This window comes from Pseudomonas sp. AGC41 (assembly GCF_057334555.1).
The window spans coordinates 157,495-172,539 of sequence record NZ_JBHFJB010000117.1 but is presented as its reverse complement, the minus strand read 5'-3'; the positions used below and the strand labels follow the sequence as shown (position 1 = coordinate 172,539).

General features: G+C 63.5%; 20 protein-coding genes. 3 read left to right on the top strand and 17 right to left on the bottom strand.

Annotation, left to right across the window (positions count from 1 at the left end):
• Positions 1–93: 93 nt before the first annotated feature.
• The 14 genes from ACE04F_RS21040 to ACE04F_RS20975 all read right to left on the bottom strand — a co-directional run bounded on the left by ACE04F_RS21040 (position 94) and on the right by ACE04F_RS20975 (position 9,803).
• Positions 94–543 (bottom strand): type III secretion system chaperone, encoded by a 450-nt coding sequence (locus tag ACE04F_RS21040; protein ID WP_486109676.1) that lies wholly within the window; start codon positions 541–543, stop codon positions 94–96.
• 26 nt (positions 544–569) lie between these two features.
• Positions 570–947 (bottom strand): type III secretion protein HrpV, encoded by a 378-nt coding sequence (locus ACE04F_RS21035; protein ID WP_434571107.1) that lies wholly within the window; start codon positions 945–947, stop codon positions 570–572.
• A 6-nt stretch (positions 948–953) separates the two neighbouring features.
• Complete coding sequence (gene hrpT, locus ACE04F_RS21030; protein ID WP_486109674.1) at positions 954–1,163, bottom strand: HrpT family type III secretion system protein; 210 nt, start codon at positions 1,161–1,163, stop codon at positions 954–956.
• On the bottom strand, positions 1,160–3,310 hold the full coding sequence (gene sctC, locus ACE04F_RS21025) for a type III secretion system outer membrane ring subunit SctC (RefSeq protein ID WP_486109672.1): 2,151 nt from the start codon (positions 3,308–3,310) through the stop codon (positions 1,160–1,162). The genes hrpT and sctC overlap by 4 nt, the downstream gene beginning before the upstream one ends.
• Positions 3,303–3,728, bottom strand: a complete 426-nt coding sequence (locus ACE04F_RS21020) for a type III secretion system chaperone (protein ID WP_486109670.1) — start codon at positions 3,726–3,728, stop codon at positions 3,303–3,305. Before ACE04F_RS21020 ends, sctC begins: the two co-directional genes overlap by 8 nt.
• Positions 3,715–3,939 carry a serine kinase gene (locus tag ACE04F_RS21015; RefSeq protein ID WP_305498110.1) on the bottom strand — a complete coding sequence of 75 codons (225 nt, stop codon included), beginning with the start codon at positions 3,937–3,939 and terminating at the stop codon, positions 3,715–3,717. Before ACE04F_RS21015 ends, ACE04F_RS21020 begins: the two co-directional genes overlap by 14 nt.
• Before the next feature lie 232 nt (positions 3,940–4,171).
• Complete coding sequence (sctL, locus tag ACE04F_RS21010) at positions 4,172–4,753, bottom strand: type III secretion system stator protein SctL (protein WP_486109668.1); 582 nt, start codon at positions 4,751–4,753, stop codon at positions 4,172–4,174.
• On the bottom strand, positions 4,731–5,318 hold the full coding sequence (locus ACE04F_RS21005; protein WP_486109666.1) for a hypothetical protein: 588 nt from the start codon (positions 5,316–5,318) through the stop codon (positions 4,731–4,733). The genes sctL and ACE04F_RS21005 overlap by 23 nt, the downstream gene beginning before the upstream one ends.
• On the bottom strand, positions 5,315–6,190 hold the full coding sequence (sctJ, locus tag ACE04F_RS21000; protein ID WP_434602151.1) for a type III secretion system inner membrane ring lipoprotein SctJ: 876 nt from the start codon (positions 6,188–6,190) through the stop codon (positions 5,315–5,317). The genes ACE04F_RS21005 and sctJ overlap by 4 nt, the downstream gene beginning before the upstream one ends.
• Positions 6,191–6,203: 13 nt before the next feature.
• Positions 6,204–6,578, bottom strand: coding sequence for a type III secretion system inner rod subunit SctI (gene sctI / locus ACE04F_RS20995; protein WP_434673056.1), 375 nt, complete (start codon positions 6,576–6,578; stop codon positions 6,204–6,206).
• A 28-nt stretch (positions 6,579–6,606) separates the two neighbouring features.
• Positions 6,607–7,536 carry a type III secretion protein gene (locus ACE04F_RS20990; RefSeq protein WP_486109663.1) on the bottom strand — a complete coding sequence of 310 codons (930 nt, stop codon included), beginning with the start codon at positions 7,534–7,536 and terminating at the stop codon, positions 6,607–6,609.
• A 59-nt stretch (positions 7,537–7,595) separates the two neighbouring features.
• The gene (locus tag ACE04F_RS20985; RefSeq protein ID WP_486109661.1) at positions 7,596–7,922 is read right to left on the bottom strand and encodes a type III secretion system major pilin HrpA; all 327 of its coding nucleotides are present in this window, start codon (positions 7,920–7,922) and stop codon (positions 7,596–7,598) included.
• Complete coding sequence (locus ACE04F_RS20980; protein ID WP_486109659.1) at positions 7,898–8,821, bottom strand: sigma 54-interacting transcriptional regulator; 924 nt, start codon at positions 8,819–8,821, stop codon at positions 7,898–7,900. The genes ACE04F_RS20985 and ACE04F_RS20980 overlap by 25 nt, the downstream gene beginning before the upstream one ends.
• A gap of 406 nt (positions 8,822–9,227) precedes the next feature.
• The gene (locus tag ACE04F_RS20975) at positions 9,228–9,803 is read right to left on the bottom strand and encodes a DUF6436 domain-containing protein (protein ID WP_486109657.1); all 576 of its coding nucleotides are present in this window, start codon (positions 9,801–9,803) and stop codon (positions 9,228–9,230) included.
• Positions 9,804–9,911: 108 nt separating this feature from the next.
• Between ACE04F_RS20975 and bipL the strand changes: the two genes are divergently transcribed.
• Positions 9,912–10,859: a phospholipase BipL gene (bipL, locus tag ACE04F_RS20970; protein WP_486109655.1), complete on the top strand. Its 948-nt coding sequence runs from the start codon at positions 9,912–9,914 to the stop codon at positions 10,857–10,859.
• Positions 10,860–10,969: 110 nt separating this feature from the next.
• On the opposite strand, the gene ACE04F_RS20965 is transcribed toward bipL, so the two are convergent.
• Entirely contained in the window at positions 10,970–11,713 is a 744-nt protein-coding gene (locus ACE04F_RS20965) for a DUF2059 domain-containing protein (protein WP_486109653.1), read from the bottom strand.
• A 140-nt stretch (positions 11,714–11,853) separates the two neighbouring features.
• Between ACE04F_RS20965 and ACE04F_RS20960 the strand changes: the two genes are divergently transcribed.
• Together ACE04F_RS20960 and ACE04F_RS20955 are read left to right on the top strand one after the other, a co-directional pair.
• The gene (locus ACE04F_RS20960; protein ID WP_486109651.1) at positions 11,854–12,486 is read left to right on the top strand and encodes a 2OG-Fe(II) oxygenase; all 633 of its coding nucleotides are present in this window, start codon (positions 11,854–11,856) and stop codon (positions 12,484–12,486) included.
• 2 nt (positions 12,487–12,488) lie between these two features.
• The gene (locus ACE04F_RS20955; RefSeq protein WP_486109649.1) at positions 12,489–12,980 is read left to right on the top strand and encodes a 2-thiouracil desulfurase family protein; all 492 of its coding nucleotides are present in this window, start codon (positions 12,489–12,491) and stop codon (positions 12,978–12,980) included.
• A 195-nt stretch (positions 12,981–13,175) separates the two neighbouring features.
• Here the strand turns inward: ACE04F_RS20955 and ACE04F_RS20950 are convergent, their stop codons facing one another.
• Both ACE04F_RS20950 and ACE04F_RS20945 read right to left on the bottom strand, forming a co-directional pair.
• On the bottom strand, positions 13,176–14,549 hold the full coding sequence (locus ACE04F_RS20950) for a GTPase/DUF3482 domain-containing protein (RefSeq protein ID WP_486109647.1): 1,374 nt from the start codon (positions 14,547–14,549) through the stop codon (positions 13,176–13,178).
• Positions 14,542–15,045, bottom strand: a 504-nt coding sequence (locus ACE04F_RS20945) for a DUF2868 domain-containing protein (protein WP_486109645.1), incomplete at its 5' end; no start/stop codon positions are given. The genes ACE04F_RS20945 and ACE04F_RS20950, both read right to left, overlap by 8 nt.

The window sequence follows — 15,045 nt, the reverse complement described above, 5'->3', positions numbered from 1 at the left end:
GCTTGCTCCCGATGGGCTGCGCAGCAGCCCTTTTTTTGTGAGGGCTTCGCCCTCAAGCGGGAGCAAGCTCCCTCGCCACGGTTTTTTTGCTGTCTAGACCAGTCGGGTACGGCTCGCATTGAGCGAGGTTGGACGTGAAGGCGCTGACGTAGCGGACGGCATCAAGCGTGCGCGTACCTCGCCGACCTGGCCGATGAAACCCACGATCCAATGGCAGAACTGCGCCTCATCGAGCATCGACAACGGGCAATGGGCACACAGGCGAACGCTGCCCTTGTCGTCGAGGGCCAGCCAGCTGCCGCCGAGCAGATCCAGTCGAAAGTTGAGCTCCAACAGGCGTTTGTGCAGGCCAGGCGCATGGGCAGGCACATCGATCGCGCAATGGAGGATGGCCACATCGCCGTGATCGGGCAGCTCGATGACCACGGCTTCCCGGTTGCTTGCGTCATACAGCGCGCAGACGCCGCCCTCCAGTTGCAGTTGCGCATGCAGGTGTTCCGCGAGGGCCGAGATCAAGCGCTGGGCGAGCGGTGTGGTGGTCATGCAAAGCCTCCCTCGGCCACGGGCCTTCAGTAAGTAACCGAATAATCGTCAAGGTCTTCCAGGCCCAGCAACGACAACTGCCGGGACTGGATCTCGTCGAGCATCTGCGACGAGATCGGTGACTCGGGCAGCGCCTGCCAGACCACCAGCGCGCGCTGCGGATCGAGAAACAGGAACAGCTGCGCGTAGTCACTCGGGTGGGCGAAGCGTCGTTCGAGCGCCCGCCGCACCTGACTCACACCTAGCGCCTGGCTTTGTATCTGTAACGCGAGCCCTAAACTGTGGGGCTCACGTCGCAGGCAGAACTCGATGCCCGGGGCTATTTCCCAATACGTCGCGATGCCGGCGATGATGTTCTTCTGAAAGGCCTGGCGAGTGCTTACGCTGTGTACCGAAAAAGACATACCGTTTCAGTTCTCCAGTGGAACGACCGAATGGTCGAGCGGATGTTCGGGGGAGCCCAGGCCGCCGCGCATACCCGGCGACCACCAGATCACCAGACGGCCGTTATCGGGTTCGGCGCGGCTACAGGCATCGCCCTGGCAGCCCCAGCGATTTGCACAGCCGGCGAAAACCGGCAGGCACAGCAACAAGACGAGCAGCTTCGAGGTGCGACTCATGGCGTGATCCTCGCACTGGTTTGCAAGAGGGAAGAGCGCCCGCCACCTGGTGTGCGCTTGGGTTGTCTCATGACGACAAACACTTCGGTTTCCTCACCGGGCTCGAGCCACACCTTCGGCCAGGCGGAGGTGGCCATGGTCCAGCGGGTGCTGCAGCTGGCCTCGTCGAAGCGCAACCGCCGGTCGCCATCGTTGCGCACCACGCCCACGGCGATGCCGTAGTCCGGCCCGGCAAACCATTGGGCGCGCGCGGTGTCCAGCGATAGCCCCGGTTGTAACGCGCACAGGGTGTCGGCCGAGTAAGGAATCGAGGCGGCCTGTTTGAACGTCGGCGGAATGTTGCCATCGGCCAATTGCGCGAGGACGTCGCTGATCTCGATGCGACCGATGGGCCGAGTGCCGTTGCGCCGTTCTTCCAGGCGTGCCATTGCGCTGTCCACCTGTTCACGATCGAGCTCGGAGATGTAGCGGGCCGGGTCGACCTGGTCGCCAATCAGACGCGGCGTCAGGATGAATACCCGTTCGCGGCGGCTGGTCTCGCGGGTGGTCGAGGAAAATAGCAGCGGTCCAATCAGCGGGATGCGTCCGAGCCACGGCACCCGTTCGAGGTTGTCGCCGGTTTCCTCGGTATGAAAACCACCCACCACCAGCGATCGGCTTTCCCCCATCACCGCCTGCGTACTGACCACTCCCCGGCGAACGCTGGGCGTCTGCTGACCGACCTCCGAGGGCTCGATCTTGCCGTCTTCGATGTCCAGGAACATCTGGATCTGGTTGCGGCCGCCGGTCTCGATGGTGTGAGGCACGACCTGCAGGCTGGTGCCGGCCGTGATGGGCTCGACGGTGGCCACCCGTTCGCCAATGGCAGAGATGTACTCGGTCCGGCTGAAGTCGATGACCGCCGGCTGGTTTTCCAGGGTCAGTACGGATGGATTCGCCACGACCGAGGCCAGGCCGCGACCTTCCAATGCTCGCAGTTGCGCGGAAAAGTCGCCGTAGTCCTGAATGAATACCGTCGAGCTGGCGCCGGGGCGAATCATCGAGGCGCCGCCGATCAGATCGCCGCTCTCGACGTTCCAGTTCGACGCCAGCTCGGCCAGTTGGGTGCGGTCGATGTCGAGAATGATCGCATCGATTTCTACCAGTTTGCGTGGCACGTCCACGTCACGGATCAGCGGCGTGTAGATCTCCCGACGCTTGGGCGAGTCGTAGATGAGCACTGCGTTGTTGCGCACGTCGGCTTCGACGCGGATCCGACCGCGGCCGCCCTTGCCAGCGCTTTCCGGGCCTTGCACGCGGTTGGTGTTCGGGCGGCCCATGCCGCTCAATGCCAACTGCTCGATATTGCCCATCGTCATGGACTGCTGGGCCTGCATGTTCTGGAACGAGGCCTGGGGCGAGGTCGCCTGCATTGCGCCGGACACCGCACTGCGACTTTCCAGCAGGCCTTTGAGGATGCTGGCAACCCCGGGAATCACCAGCGTATCGCCGCGGTACTTGATACTCCGGTCGGCGGCGGTGGCATAGCGCAGCGGGAAGCTGATCACCTCCTGCTTCTCTTCAGGTGTCTTGCGCGCCTCGGCAAACTGCGCCACCAGGCGCACGTAGCGCTCCGGGCCGGAGACCAGCACCACGCCCTCGTCGGGTAATTCACCCCAACCGAAACGCGGGTCCAGCAGGCCGATGTCGGTCAGGGCTTGCTTGATGTCCGGCGCAGCATCGGCGGACACTTCCAGGCGCGTGGAGTCCTGGTTTTGCAAAGGGCTGACGTACAGGGTGTTGCCGTACATGAACCATTGGAAACGATTTTCCAGGCCGAGCCGGTCGAGGAACGCCTGGGGGCTTTCGGCGCGCATCCGGCCATCGACGCTGCCTTTCACGGTGCCATCGAGCACCAGTTGCACCCCGAAAGTATTGGCAAAGTCGCCAAGTACCTTGGGCAGGGGCGTGTTCTGGGCATCGTAGGCGTAGGGTGTGTTTTTCCAGTCGGTCGGTACCGCCGCTTCGACCGGCATGCCCGCGCCCAGCGCGCCGGCCAATGCCAGTGCAAGCAGCGATGTCTTGGTCCAGCGACGGACGATGGACCGGCGAAAGTGTACCTGGCCGGCGGCCATCGAGCGGTACGGTGCAAGCCACCTGTTAGGCATGGCGGATTCCTGTTCCGAGCGAGTGAAAGTGCGAGGGGCGTCGCGCCACGGCACGTTGTTCTTTATGGAGAATCGATTGCCAGGTGTCCCGCTGGTTGAGCAGCGCTTCGAGCACTTCGACCAGATCGTCGATGTGCGCGTCTGTCGCCAGTTGCGCCAGTAGCCATAAACGCTCGTCCTCGGGCGAAAGAGCCAACGCACCGGGGAATCGCGAGAGGCTTGGCTGCGCCAGCCGCAAAAGGTCTTCCAGGGACGCTTCGTTGCCCTGCGGGAAATTCAACTCGACCGATACCAGCAGGCCGTCATCCAGCTTCTTGAAGATCGCTTCGCCATCATCGATGACGATGGCGAAATGTTCCGCGCCGTCGACGTCGGCGTTCCAGCGGGCGAGCTGTGTGCGCAGCTCATGGCATTGCATCGATGATCGCCTTGGCGAGGTTGTGGTGGGCGGTGGTCTGTTGAGTGGCCGCGTTCACCGCGACCGACATGCCGTTCATGCTGGTCACGAACGAGTGCATATCGTCGAGTGACTGGCTCTCGGCGGCGTTCATTGCAGCGTTGTTGACGTTGTCGCTGGCGCGTTGGAAATAGGTATCGAGACGGCGCTGGATGGCATCGATAGAAGACATGGCGGTTGCTCCGAGGTATGCGTATTCATCGGATGAGTGGTGATTGCGCCGCTGACGGTTCCGCGAAAAGTGAGCAAAAGATCGGTTGGGAGGAGGGAGTTCTGTTTCCCACCGCTGAACCACTGTGGGAGCGAGCCTGCTCGCGAAGCGGTGTATCAGTTAATAGTAATGCCGCATGTGCCGCTGCCTTCGCGAGCAGGCTCGCTCCCACATTGTCCGGGGCGGTCCTGGCTTATCGCTTGGGTTCTGGCAGGCGCAACGCTTCAACAGCCGTGGCCCAATCGAGCAAGAACGTGCCGCCAGGTGTTTCCAGCTTCAGCTGATGCGCCTCCATGCTGGGATCCGCCACCGGCGTCCAGGGACGTTCGCCAGGTGCGCCCAGACTTTCGCTCAGCTTCGCCCAGTCATCGGGATGACAGCGAAGAGTCGCACTGACCGAATCATGCTGGCGTGAGGCAAGCTGACGAACGAGCGCATCGATGCGGGCCTGTTCCGGGACTTCGTTCAACAGCGTTTTCAGGGCCTCGTTGACCAACTGCGCGGCGCTGGTCTCGATCCGTTCCCACATGGCCTGGCGCTCGGCTTCCCAGGTGGCAAGCACGGTTTCGGCTGTTTCCCAGAACTGCGCCTGAGCCTGGAGCACTGCGGCGCCCGCCTCTTCGGCGGCACCCTGGATCAGCTGCGTGGCGTGTGCCTGGGCCTGTTCGAGAACGGCCTGTGCTCGGCCACAGTCCACCAGGGTTTCGCGAGGGATACAGGGCTGCAACAGGCCCTGGCCACCGGGACGTAGGTCAAGCGAGCGCCGAGCGAGCATCGTCTATCTCCGTTTTGGGGGGCGCTGGCGCCAGGCTTTGCTCGGCTTTCCAGCACGCGGACTGCCAGAGCGTGTTGAGCTTGGCGGCTGGCGGGCGTGGGGTGGGCTGCGTTTCGAGGGCAATGATCCTGCTGCGCGGGAAGGCCAGGCGCGTACGCTCCCAGGTCCGCTCCCCCAGCCAGGCGCGCAGCAGTGCAAGCGGGTCGTGGCCTGGTTCGAGCCAGTGTCCGGGGCGCAACGCCTTGGCGGTGCGCTCGCACCACGCTCGGTCCTGCGGCGAAAGCATGTCCATTGTCGTCAACGGCGAGCAGGTGTTCGCCACTAATTGGCAGGCCAGGGCCAAGGTTCGGGGCGTGCCGCAACAGAGCGACAAAACCGCCGGGTCGGGCTGTGGCGGCGTGCACGGCGTCATGCCGAAACCGCGGGCCAATGCGGCGTGATGCCCGCGGGCCAAGGCGTCGATTTGTGGCCCGGTCAGCAGGCCGAGCGCGGGTGGATACCAGTCACGGTCTGCTTCGCGCCACGCCAGGCTCCACCAGCGAGCCCATTCCAGCGCCGCGTTCATGCAGCGGTCCCCTTGCTGTCAGGCTTGGCGCCCGGGTTCTTCACCGCGAACAGTGACGGCGCCGTGCCGTTTTGCGCACCCGCCGGCGTTGCGCCCTTGCGCTCGAAGAATCGCGGCAGCACCAGTACGCCGTTGCGCCACAACCGGTAGAGGCCGTACGAGGCGCCCAGCAGGAGGGCGAGCAAGGTGAGGCCGGCCGCCAGGGTTACTCCTCGCCAATAGCCGATGTCGTCGGCCTGCATGAGGAACGGCCCGAAATACGCCATCTTGCGCCGTTCCTGATATGCCGCCGCGGGAACGAAAACCACCGACAGCTTGGCCGGGTTCTGGGCCGCGTCGGCCATGCCGGGAATCCCGCTGGCGACCAGGTTGCGCACTCTCGGCGTGATGCTGTCAGGATCCAGGGCGCTGGTGTGCTTGATAAACACCGAGGCCGACGCGGGCTGGACCGGCTCGCCGGGAGCGACCCGTTCCGGCAGCACCACATGGACCCGGGCGAGCACCACGCCATCGATTTGCGACAGTGTCGATTCGAGCTCCTGGGATAGCGCGTAGAGGTAGCGGGCACGCTCTTCCATCGGTGTGGAAATCACGCCTTCCTTGCGAAAGATTTCCCCCAGGCTGGAGCGCGATCGACGCGGCAGCCCAGCGGCTTCGAGGACCTGTACCGCACTGTTCATGTCCGCTGGCTCGACCAGCACGGTCAGCCCGTCCTTATCGACCTGCTTGCTGGCCTCGACGTTCTTGTCCGCCAGTTCCGCGATCACCTCATTGGCATCCTGCTCGGAAAGATGGCTGTGCAGCGCTGTCCTCTCGTCGCATCCGGCGAGTAGCAGGCACAGCACTAAGGGTGAGAATGCGCGCATGAACATGACCGGCTTCCCGTTACTGGAGATTGGTGAGTTTCTCGATGGCCTGGGAGCCCTTGCTGACGATCTTTGCGGTCATCAGGCTTTCCAGGTGAAAGGACGACAGCGACCGGTTGGACTGCAACATGTCCTGGGGATCGGCGGTGCGGATGGCCTTGAGCATGTCCCGGTTGGCGCGATCGTCCAGCCGTTGCAATTCGCCGGAGCGACTGGACAACGAATCGATGATTCTCGCCGCGACGTTGTTTTCACTATCGGGCGCGGGGGCTTTTTCACGCATTTGCGCATTGAACCAGCTGACATCGCTGGTCTCGGCGCTCGGGCGCGCACTGGCGCCAGGTTTGGTTGCGGTGGAAACCACGCTGGTGGTGTCGATGGCTTGCACGGTCATGGCATATCTCCGATTACAGGGTGGGCCTTCAGGCGTACATCAGCCTCAAGACGTTGCGAGCGCTACCCGTCACGCTCAGATGAAACTCGATTTCTTCCCGGCTGCGACGACCGCGCCGTTGCATGGGCGGCTGCTGGCCGGCCAGGCGGGCGAGAGCGAGGTCCAGTTCTTCCAGGGCGAGCTGGAACAGCCGTGTCTCGCGAGGATCCAGCCATGCGCCACAGGCAATCCGTTCGGTCCATGTCCAGTTTTGCCCGTCGAAGCTCGCCGGCGGCGGGTATCTCAACGGGTGCTGGTCCATGAATGCCGCGACCTCGAACAGCAGGTCCAGGTCGTCCTGTTCATAACGCGCCTGGCCTTGTTCTTCGTCGATGTCCAGCAGAGTCAGCAGTTTCCTTCGGCCCAGCACCGCGATGATCTTGAGCAGCAGCGACAGGCTGGTGTCGTAGCGGTCGCGCCGCGTGGCGCGGTCGCCTTCCAGCTCCCAGGCGCCGAACAGCGCACCGCAGAACGGGTTGTTGGCGTTGCCGAAATCGCTCTGGCTGTCGACGTCGTTATCGCCGATGGGCTGCCGGCGGTGGGCGAGCATCTGTGCCAGGTCGTTGAACAGATCTTCGTTGGAGTAGGCATCGTCGCTGTCGACATCGAGGGTGGATCCGGTACCTCCGTTGATCTCCTCGAGAATATCTTCGAGCACCCGATGCAGAGGGGCCTGGGTCTCGGCGGCCAGTCTGTCCTGCGGGGTGGATAAACCTGACCGTGGCTGGCCGCCAGTCGAGCCGTGTTCGCTGCTCCATTGGACGAGCGACTCGCGCAGCCGATCGCTCGCACCGTGCAGCGCCAGGTGCTCGACGACCCGATCCGCCAGGCCGTTCGCAGATGAGGCCTGGCGCAGTGTCGGGTCGTCACCGAGCAATTCTCTGGCGGTACGAAGGTTGTCTGGCGAATGAATCTGCATCGGGTTTCTCCCTCGACGCGCATGGGATTCCCCGCCGGAGCGGGGCTGGAGCGAGAGGGTCAGAAGCGTATGTTCTTGGATGCCTCCCCCATGGCGGTAATGGCCTTGGTCGCGGTGTCCATCGACCCTGCCGCGATTGCGTTCATGGTGTCGGCAACCAGTTTTTTCTGGTCGAATTGGGATTTCATGGTCGTCATCGCCGCCGACGTGGCGTCCATCTGTTGCATGGCTGCCGTGGAGGCGGCGAGAGAAGCTCCACCAAAACTCATAGTCGTATCTCCGGATTGTGGAATGGCGAGACGATCGTGAACGTCTCGACGATTAAGTGGCGACCGCAGCGAAAACGGTTCCACCGATCCACTCAGCTCGTCGATATTTGCAGGCATTTCATCCGGTAGTAGAGCGTGCGGCGGGCGATGCCCAACTCGGCGATGACTTTATCGATGCAGTGGTGATGCCGGCGCATGCAGTCCTCGATGAGGATTTTTTCGAACTGCTGCAGATGCTCTTTCAGCTTGAGGGTCGAGCTGTTGTTCTCCAGCTGCTCGGCGCGGGGCAGTGCCGGCAAGCCGAGCACGTAGCGCTTGGCGGCCGATTGCAACTCGCGGATGTTCCCGGGCCAGGCGTAGCCGAGCAACTGGCGCAACAGTGCCGGCGAAGGCGCGACGTAGGGCTGGTCGAGTGCCTGGGCTTCCCGGCGTACCAGGGACTGGAACAGCGGCACGATGCGTTCCTTGCGGCTGCGCAACGGCGGCAGCTTGAGGCTGATGATGTTCAAGCGGAAATAGAGATCCCGACGAAACTCGCCACGTTCGACCATCTCCGCCAACGGGCTTTGGGCCGAGGCGATCACCCGCATGTCCACTTGGATGTTCTGGGTCGAGCCCAGCCGCTGCACGGTCCTGGACTCCAGGACACGCAGCAGCTTGGCTTGCAGCCCTAGCGGCATGCTGTCGATCTCATCCAGATACAGCGTGCCGTTGTGGGCGGCTTCGACGAACCCGGCGCGATTCTGGCTGGCACCGGTAAACGCACCGGTATTGGCGCCGAAGAGTTGGCTCTCCGCAAGGGACTCGGGAATGGCGGCGCAATTGATGGCGACGAACTTGCCGGAGCGGCCGGACATGCGGTGGATTTTTTCCGCCAGCGTGTCCTTGCCGGTGCCGGTCTCGCCGCGCAACAGCACATCGACCCCTAGCGGGGCGACGCACTGGGCAAACGCCTCAAGATTGAGAGCATCCTCTTTCGTGGGAGTGGAAAGTGCAGCGCATAACAACTTTTGCATCACTGACGATTCCATTTTTTGTTTGGTTTAGGAGGGTCGACAAGTAAAACGATGAAAAGGCGTATCCAACTTCCTCGGTATATAGCGCCGCCGCGCAATCGCAGGGGAAATCAACATCTTCTGTACGAGGGTTAGAGAAGCGTTTAACAAAAAGTTCACGTGGCGCTGACGGTTCTTAAACGATTCAGCTCGGCAGCCAGAGCGCCCCGAAAACCCCTGTGCTGCCGGCCTGGTTGGGGTCTGGAGCGAAAACGGGGGGATCTACGCGGTTTTTCGAAAAATTGGATCCGACAAACGGTTCAGCGCCAACCCGCAGTTTGAGCAAGTACTCTAGAAAAGAGCAATGAGTCAGACTTTGTAAGACGCCGGCAGGTGTTTAAACAATACGTATCGTAGTTGGGTTGGATTAGTTTGAGTTCGGCCACGGACAATAACAGCCGACCGCCAACGTATGAGTCGCATTAACTTCCCGGTCAATATTGAGTGCTTCGAGTATTGGCTCGATAAAGCTGTTGCTCGAGTTGCAAGTCAAGCCTTCGCTGTACGGCCCGAAGTACGCGAGCTTGCCGTTGCGGTCCCAAATCGCCACGGCGGGGCTGGCGGGAATCTGTGCCGAGCCTGGCAACGTCGTCAGCGGTTTGAGATTGCTTAGAGTGCTGGGCAAGTGGCCTTGGCTGCCGGTCTTTTGCACGGCGTAGAACTCGACGCCTTGCGGCGCATATTTGTCGATCAGCTCGGAGAGGTGCTGCTGATTACCGACGTTGCAAGGGCAGGCCGGATCCCAGAAGTGCACCAGGCGGATCGCGCCCGGGCCGGCGAGGTCGGCCGGCAGGCGCAGCGGGTCGCCGGAAAACACCGCCGTGTGTTGACTGAACGCCCGGAGGAAACGTCCCTGGAACCAGTCGTAGGCGAACCACAGGATGACGGCGCACGTCAGGGCGAGGAGGCTGGCTAGCAAGGTCGTGCGGTGGGACGGGCGCATGGAGTCGATCCTCTGAAGCCGCGTAGCTTGCCATGGCTGGCGCGACAGATGAATATCGCAGGCGTATAACGCCTGTTTTCGCGCGATGCGCATTTGCCTGGAATATTGATGTCCGCCTCTTTCGACCCCGATCACCTGCGCGCCAACCTGCAACCCCTGGCGCAATGGCAACCGCTGTCTGCGCAAGCGCAGGCCTACCAGCAGTTCTATGGACTGGACTTCCCGGCGCGCACCTTGCGCAGGGGCTTGGGGCGTTTCGACAGCGCCGGCTATGAGCTGGTCGGCCAGGTCTGGTGGCCGGAAAAAGCCGTGGCGACGCTGTTCCTCTTTCATGGCTATTACGACCATATGGGGCTGTATCGGCATTTGGTCGAGTGGGCGCTGGATCAGCAATGGGTGGTGATCAGCTGCGACTTGCCGGGCCACGGCCTGTCCAGTGGCGAACGCGCCAGCATTGGCGATTTCGCCGAATACCAGGAAACCTTGCGCGGCTTGCTGGCCGAAGCCGGGACGCTGGATCTGCCGCAACCCTGGCATCTGTGCGGCCAGAGTACCGGCGGCGCGATCGTGGTGGACCATGTGCTGCACCACGGCGCGGATAGCCCGGCCCAGGGCCAGGTCATCCTGTTGTCGCCCTTGGTTCGGCCGCGTGCCTGGGGCTGGTCGCGCCTCAGTTATTACTTGCTCAAACCTTTTGTGAGCGGCATCGCCCGACGCTTCAGCGAGAACTCCAGCGATCCGGGTTTCCTGTCGTTTCTGCAGGCCGACCCGCTGCAACCGCTGCGCCTGCCCACTGCATGGGTGGGCGCATTGGGGCAATGGATCAAGCGTATCGAAGCCGCCCCAAGCAGCTCGCGGCAACCCTTGATCGTGCAAGGGCAGGCGGACATGACCGTGGATTGGCGGCATAACCTGCAGGTGTTGCGCGGCAAGTTCGATCGGCCGCAGGTCCTGATGTTGCCCGAGGGGCGGCATCACCTGGCGAACGAGACCTTGGCGATACGGCAGGAGATGTTTGGGTTTTTGAGCAAGCGGATGGGCCGGATTCGGCGGTGACTGGGCTGTTGCCTTCGCGAGCAGGCTCGCTCCCACCGGATAATGGGTGTGCTGGGGGACCGGTGTGGGAGCGAGCCTGCTCGCGAAGACGATGCAACAGGCGCTGAAGATTACTGCCCCAGATTCTGCCCCACCGCCAACCCCGCTCGGATCGCCGCCAATGCCGCCTGGTAATAAGCCTGTCCTTCGGCCGATTCGGCAAAGGTGGCGAATTCTTCAAGTTCGGTGTCCGTCAGGTCGCGGTAGACGTACAGCAGCGTGTTGTTCAGGTCCGCGCCGATCTGATCCATCAGGCGCTGACGCTGGCCGTTCAGCATGCCCTGGGCCTGGCCTCCACCGAGCAAGCCTGGAATCATCGAGCTCAAACTGTCGGCGGCGACACCGGCAATCGCCAGGCTGACTTCAGCCCCGGCTTCGCGGGCAGGCAGGGCCTGGGCCAGGTGGCCGATGGTCAGCAGGCGATTGTCGCTGGCTTGCATCTTCGGCAGGCCCTTGGCGTTCTTTGCCAATTGGTCGCGGCGAGTGGCGAGCAGTTCGGCGGCGACAACCTTACGGCCCAGCGGCGATTGGAAAAAGCTCAGGGCCGGATTCGGGTCGGATAAATTCCGGCGCAGTTGCGCCTCGGCTCGCTGATCCATGGCCTGGGGCGCGAAACGCTGGTTGCTGTTGTTCACCAGCGCCTGGAAGACCGCCGGCGGCAAGCTGTTCTGGTAACGCTGCTGCGCGGCGCTCAAGGCATCGTTGAAATGCGCCCGCTGTTCCGGCCAGCCGGCGACCTTGTACAACTGGTCATAGCTGTCTGCCCAGGCGGGCAATACGCAGAACATCAACAGTGAGAAAAGCAAACGGCGCATAGGGACTCCTGTCAGCAGCCGACTATTCTCCGTGGGGGGCGGGGTCTTGTCGAGAATTCGTATCAAGTTCGTACGGCGGTGCTACCTGGCGCAGCCAACCGGCTGCGCGGCGCTGTCGGTTTTACAGGCACAGGAATACTATGCGCGCCATGCGAATACCTTCTGATCATCCATTGCTGTTACGTATCGTCGACGACCTGGCCGAGCGCGGCTGGTCGCAGCAGAACATCTTCCTGCCGGATGCGCTCACCCGCGCCCTGGCGGCCGAATGTCGCCAGCGCGCCGCCGAAGGTGAACTGGCTCCAGCCGCCGTGGGGCGTGGGCCATTTTCGGAAATTCGCGAAGGGGTTCGTGGCGATCGCATCCAGTGGATCGAGCCCGGCCAGGTCGAGGCCTGTGATCGTTACCTGGGGCTGATGGACAGCCTGCGCGAGGCCTTGAACCGGGGGTTGTTCCTGGGCCTGGAGGATTTTGAAAGTCATTTCGCCTTGTACCCGCCGGGCGCGTTCTACCTCAAGCACGTCGATCGTTTCCGCGATGATGACCGGCGCATGGTCTCGGCGGTGCTCTACCTCAACGACGCCTGGCTGCCGGAGCACGGCGGCCAGTTGCGCATGTACCTGGATGAGGGCGTGGAACATGATGTGGTGCCCACGGGCGGCTGCCTGGTGGTGTTCCTGTCGGGGGATGTACCCCATGAAGTCTTGCCGGCCAAGCGTGATCGGCTGTCGTTGACCGGTTGGTTCCGGCGCCGTGGCAACGAGTTGTTCTGAACATGGAAAAGATCCTTGTCAGCCGCTGCCTGCTCGGCCATCGCGTGCGCTACGACGGTGGCGCCAGCGGGCCGTTCGACCCGCTCCGGCACTGGCTCGACGAAGGCCGCGTCGTGCCGCTGTGCCCGGAAGTCGCCGGTGGCTTGCCCACGCCCCGACCGGCGGCAGAAATTCCAGGCGGCCAGGGCGCGCGAGTGCTCGATGGCGACGCGGCGGTGATCACCACCGAGGGCGAGGATGTGAGCGCGCAGTTTCTGTCCGGTGCGTATCAAGCGCTGGCGTTGGTGCGCGAGCACGGCATCCGCATCGCCGTGCTCAAGGCCAACAGCCCCTCGTGTGGCAACCTGCTGACGTATGACGGCACGTTCAGCGGGGTGAAGGTTCGAGGTGAAGGGGTGACGGCGGCGTTGCTCAAGCGCAATGGGGTTCGGGTGTTCAGTGAGCTGGAGCTGGCTGAAGCGGCGTCGGCCCTTGAAGCGCTGAACGAGCCGTAGAGGCGTGCGCGGTCGCTCTTGTGGCGAGGGAGCTTGCTCCCGCTGGGCCACGCAGTGGCCCCATTGATTTAGCCTGACCCACCGCAGTGTCTGGTTTTGGGGCTGCTGCGCAGCCCAGCGGGAGCAAGCTCCCTCGCCACGGGGGCTGTGCTTTGCCAAGGGTTTGCGGGTTATTTGCCACAGGAGTTGTGTCGCCTAGAGCTGTTCAGCCAACAGCTCGATCTGTTCCTGTCGTTCGGCCTGGCTCAGTCGTGGCTGGGGATTCAACGACGACCACTGCGGATACGCCCTGGCCTTTCCCAGCGCCTCGGGCAGCTTGCCCTCGCGCCAGGTCTTGTCCTGCGGCGTGGCGATATGGATGCTCTCCATCGCCGCATGGCCGCGCTGGTCGATGGCTTGCAGCAGTTGCCGTTGGCGCAGGGCCAACAGGCGCAGCACGCTGTCATCGACGCTCAGTTCACGTTGGCCCTTGAGCTTGCCGAGCAACCGGTCGCCATAGTTGCGAGCCGTTTGCAGCGCGCCGCCGGCAATCGCCCCGGCGAGGGCGGCGGCGCCCAGGGTCAGGCCACCCACCAGCAGGTCGACACCGGCTCCGGCCGCCGCCCCGGCCGCAATGCCGCCACCGACCCGCACGCCCAATTGCTTGAGTGTGTCGGGGTTGAACAGGTCATCACCCCAGCGGCCATCCAGCAAGGGAAGATCGCTCGCCGCTGCATCCTGAGGGCGGAAAGCGTAGAGCTTGAGCAAGGCCTCGACACAACGCTGTTCGCGCTGGCGCACGGCGTTGCGCAGTTCGCTGATGGCCTGGCGTTCCAGTTCGGCGTCGCTGGCGACACTGCGCCGGCAAGCGGCGCAATCGATCAGCAATTCGGCAATCAGCCGTCTGGCGCTCTGCTGACGCGCCAGACGCTGGGCCTGTTGGTCGGCGATCAGCCGCTGCAATTGCCCGCGAGCGCTTTCCAGCAGCAACGCCAGGCTTTCATACAGACGTCGCTCGCCGTCCTCGGGCGGGGCGACGCTGTCGAACCGGACCAGTGCATGCAGCCCCAGCCGCGCCAGGGCTTCGCGCCAGTCGGGTTCGCGGTGCTGGGCGCCGCTGACGAAATTGAGTACCGGCAGCAGCGGTTTGCCACAACTGGCGAGGACTTCCAGTTCATCGCGGTACTTGGCCAACACCGGTTCGCGGGCATCGATCACATAAAGCCCGGCGTCGCTGGCGAGCAACTGCCGCAGCACCTTGGCTTCTTGCTCGAAGCGTTGCCGCGCCTCGCTGCCTTCGAGGAAGCGGGCCAGGCGTGCCGGGCCATCCAGGCGTTCACCGGGACGCTCGAGGCGTTCGAGATAATCGAGCAGGGCGATGGCGTCTTCCAGCCCAGGCGTGTCGTACAACTCCAGCAGCGCCTCGCCGTCCACCGACAGGCGCGCGCCTTCGACGTGACGGGTGGTGCTCGGGCGGTGGGAGACTTCGCCGAAGCCGACATCCCGGGTCAGGGTACGCAGCAGGGAGGTCTTGCCGACGTTGGTGTGCCCGACCACGGCAAGCTTCAATGGCTTGATGGATTCAGTCATGGCCGGTCTCCAGCCAGTTCAACGGCGCACAGTCGGCGAACGGCAATTGCAGCTGCTGCAACGCGCTGTGCCAGTCACCCAGGCGTTCGGCATCCAATGCTTCGCCGGGCGGCGCCTGCAATAGCCAGACGCGGGTGGCGCCGGCGCTGCGAGCCAGTTCGGCGATCAATGCCAGGCTGCCACGGTCTGGCGAGCGCCGGGGATCGCAGGCAATCGCCAGGCGCGCGGGCGGGAAGCGCGAAAGTTGCTCAAGCAATTTGTGGCGCGATTCGCGGCTGTCGAGGATGCCCGCGCTTTTCACGGTGCCCGGCAGCTTCGGCGGCCAGGGACGTTCATCCAACTCGATCGCCACCAGCAGCGCGCCGTCACTTTCCAGGCTGCTGACAGCGCTTTCGACGTGATGCAATTGTGCGGGCGCGGCGTCACTGACGCCCAGGCGTTCGCTGCTTGGCATCAATCGCTCACGCAGCTGAGCGTAGCCGGGCAGGCTCAAGTC

Bases quoted from the DNA above. Each gene is read 5' to 3' on its own strand.
- ACE04F_RS21040 (WP_486109676.1), bottom strand. From the start codon at position 543: ATGACCACCACACCGCTCGCCCAGCGCTTGATCTCGGCCCTCGCGGAA.
- ACE04F_RS21035 (WP_434571107.1), bottom strand. From the start codon at position 947: ATGTCTTTTTCGGTACACAGCGTAAGCACTCGCCAGGCCTTTCAGAAG.
- hrpT (WP_486109674.1), bottom strand. From the start codon at position 1,163: ATGAGTCGCACCTCGAAGCTGCTCGTCTTGTTGCTGTGCCTGCCGGTT.
- sctC (WP_486109672.1), bottom strand. From the start codon at position 3,310: ATGCCTAACAGGTGGCTTGCACCGTACCGCTCGATGGCCGCCGGCCAG.
- ACE04F_RS21020 (WP_486109670.1), bottom strand. From the start codon at position 3,728: ATGCAATGCCATGAGCTGCGCACACAGCTCGCCCGCTGGAACGCCGAC.
- ACE04F_RS21015 (WP_305498110.1), bottom strand. From the start codon at position 3,939: ATGTCTTCTATCGATGCCATCCAGCGCCGTCTCGATACCTATTTCCAA.
- sctL (WP_486109668.1), bottom strand. From the start codon at position 4,753: ATGCTCGCTCGGCGCTCGCTTGACCTACGTCCCGGTGGCCAGGGCCTG.
- ACE04F_RS21005 (WP_486109666.1), bottom strand. From the start codon at position 5,318: ATGAACGCGGCGCTGGAATGGGCTCGCTGGTGGAGCCTGGCGTGGCGC.
- sctJ (WP_434602151.1), bottom strand. From the start codon at position 6,190: ATGTTCATGCGCGCATTCTCACCCTTAGTGCTGTGCCTGCTACTCGCC.
- sctI (WP_434673056.1), bottom strand. From the start codon at position 6,578: ATGACCGTGCAAGCCATCGACACCACCAGCGTGGTTTCCACCGCAACC.
- ACE04F_RS20990 (WP_486109663.1), bottom strand. From the start codon at position 7,536: ATGCAGATTCATTCGCCAGACAACCTTCGTACCGCCAGAGAATTGCTC.
- ACE04F_RS20985 (WP_486109661.1), bottom strand. From the start codon at position 7,922: ATGCCTGCAAATATCGACGAGCTGAGTGGATCGGTGGAACCGTTTTCG.
- ACE04F_RS20980 (WP_486109659.1), bottom strand. From the start codon at position 8,821: ATGCAAAAGTTGTTATGCGCTGCACTTTCCACTCCCACGAAAGAGGAT.
- ACE04F_RS20975 (WP_486109657.1), bottom strand. From the start codon at position 9,803: ATGCGCCCGTCCCACCGCACGACCTTGCTAGCCAGCCTCCTCGCCCTG.
- bipL (WP_486109655.1), top strand. From the start codon at position 9,912: ATGTCCGCCTCTTTCGACCCCGATCACCTGCGCGCCAACCTGCAACCC.
- ACE04F_RS20965 (WP_486109653.1), bottom strand. From the start codon at position 11,713: ATGCGCCGTTTGCTTTTCTCACTGTTGATGTTCTGCGTATTGCCCGCC.
- ACE04F_RS20960 (WP_486109651.1), top strand. From the start codon at position 11,854: ATGCGCGCCATGCGAATACCTTCTGATCATCCATTGCTGTTACGTATC.
- ACE04F_RS20955 (WP_486109649.1), top strand. From the start codon at position 12,489: ATGGAAAAGATCCTTGTCAGCCGCTGCCTGCTCGGCCATCGCGTGCGC.
- ACE04F_RS20950 (WP_486109647.1), bottom strand. From the start codon at position 14,549: ATGACTGAATCCATCAAGCCATTGAAGCTTGCCGTGGTCGGGCACACC.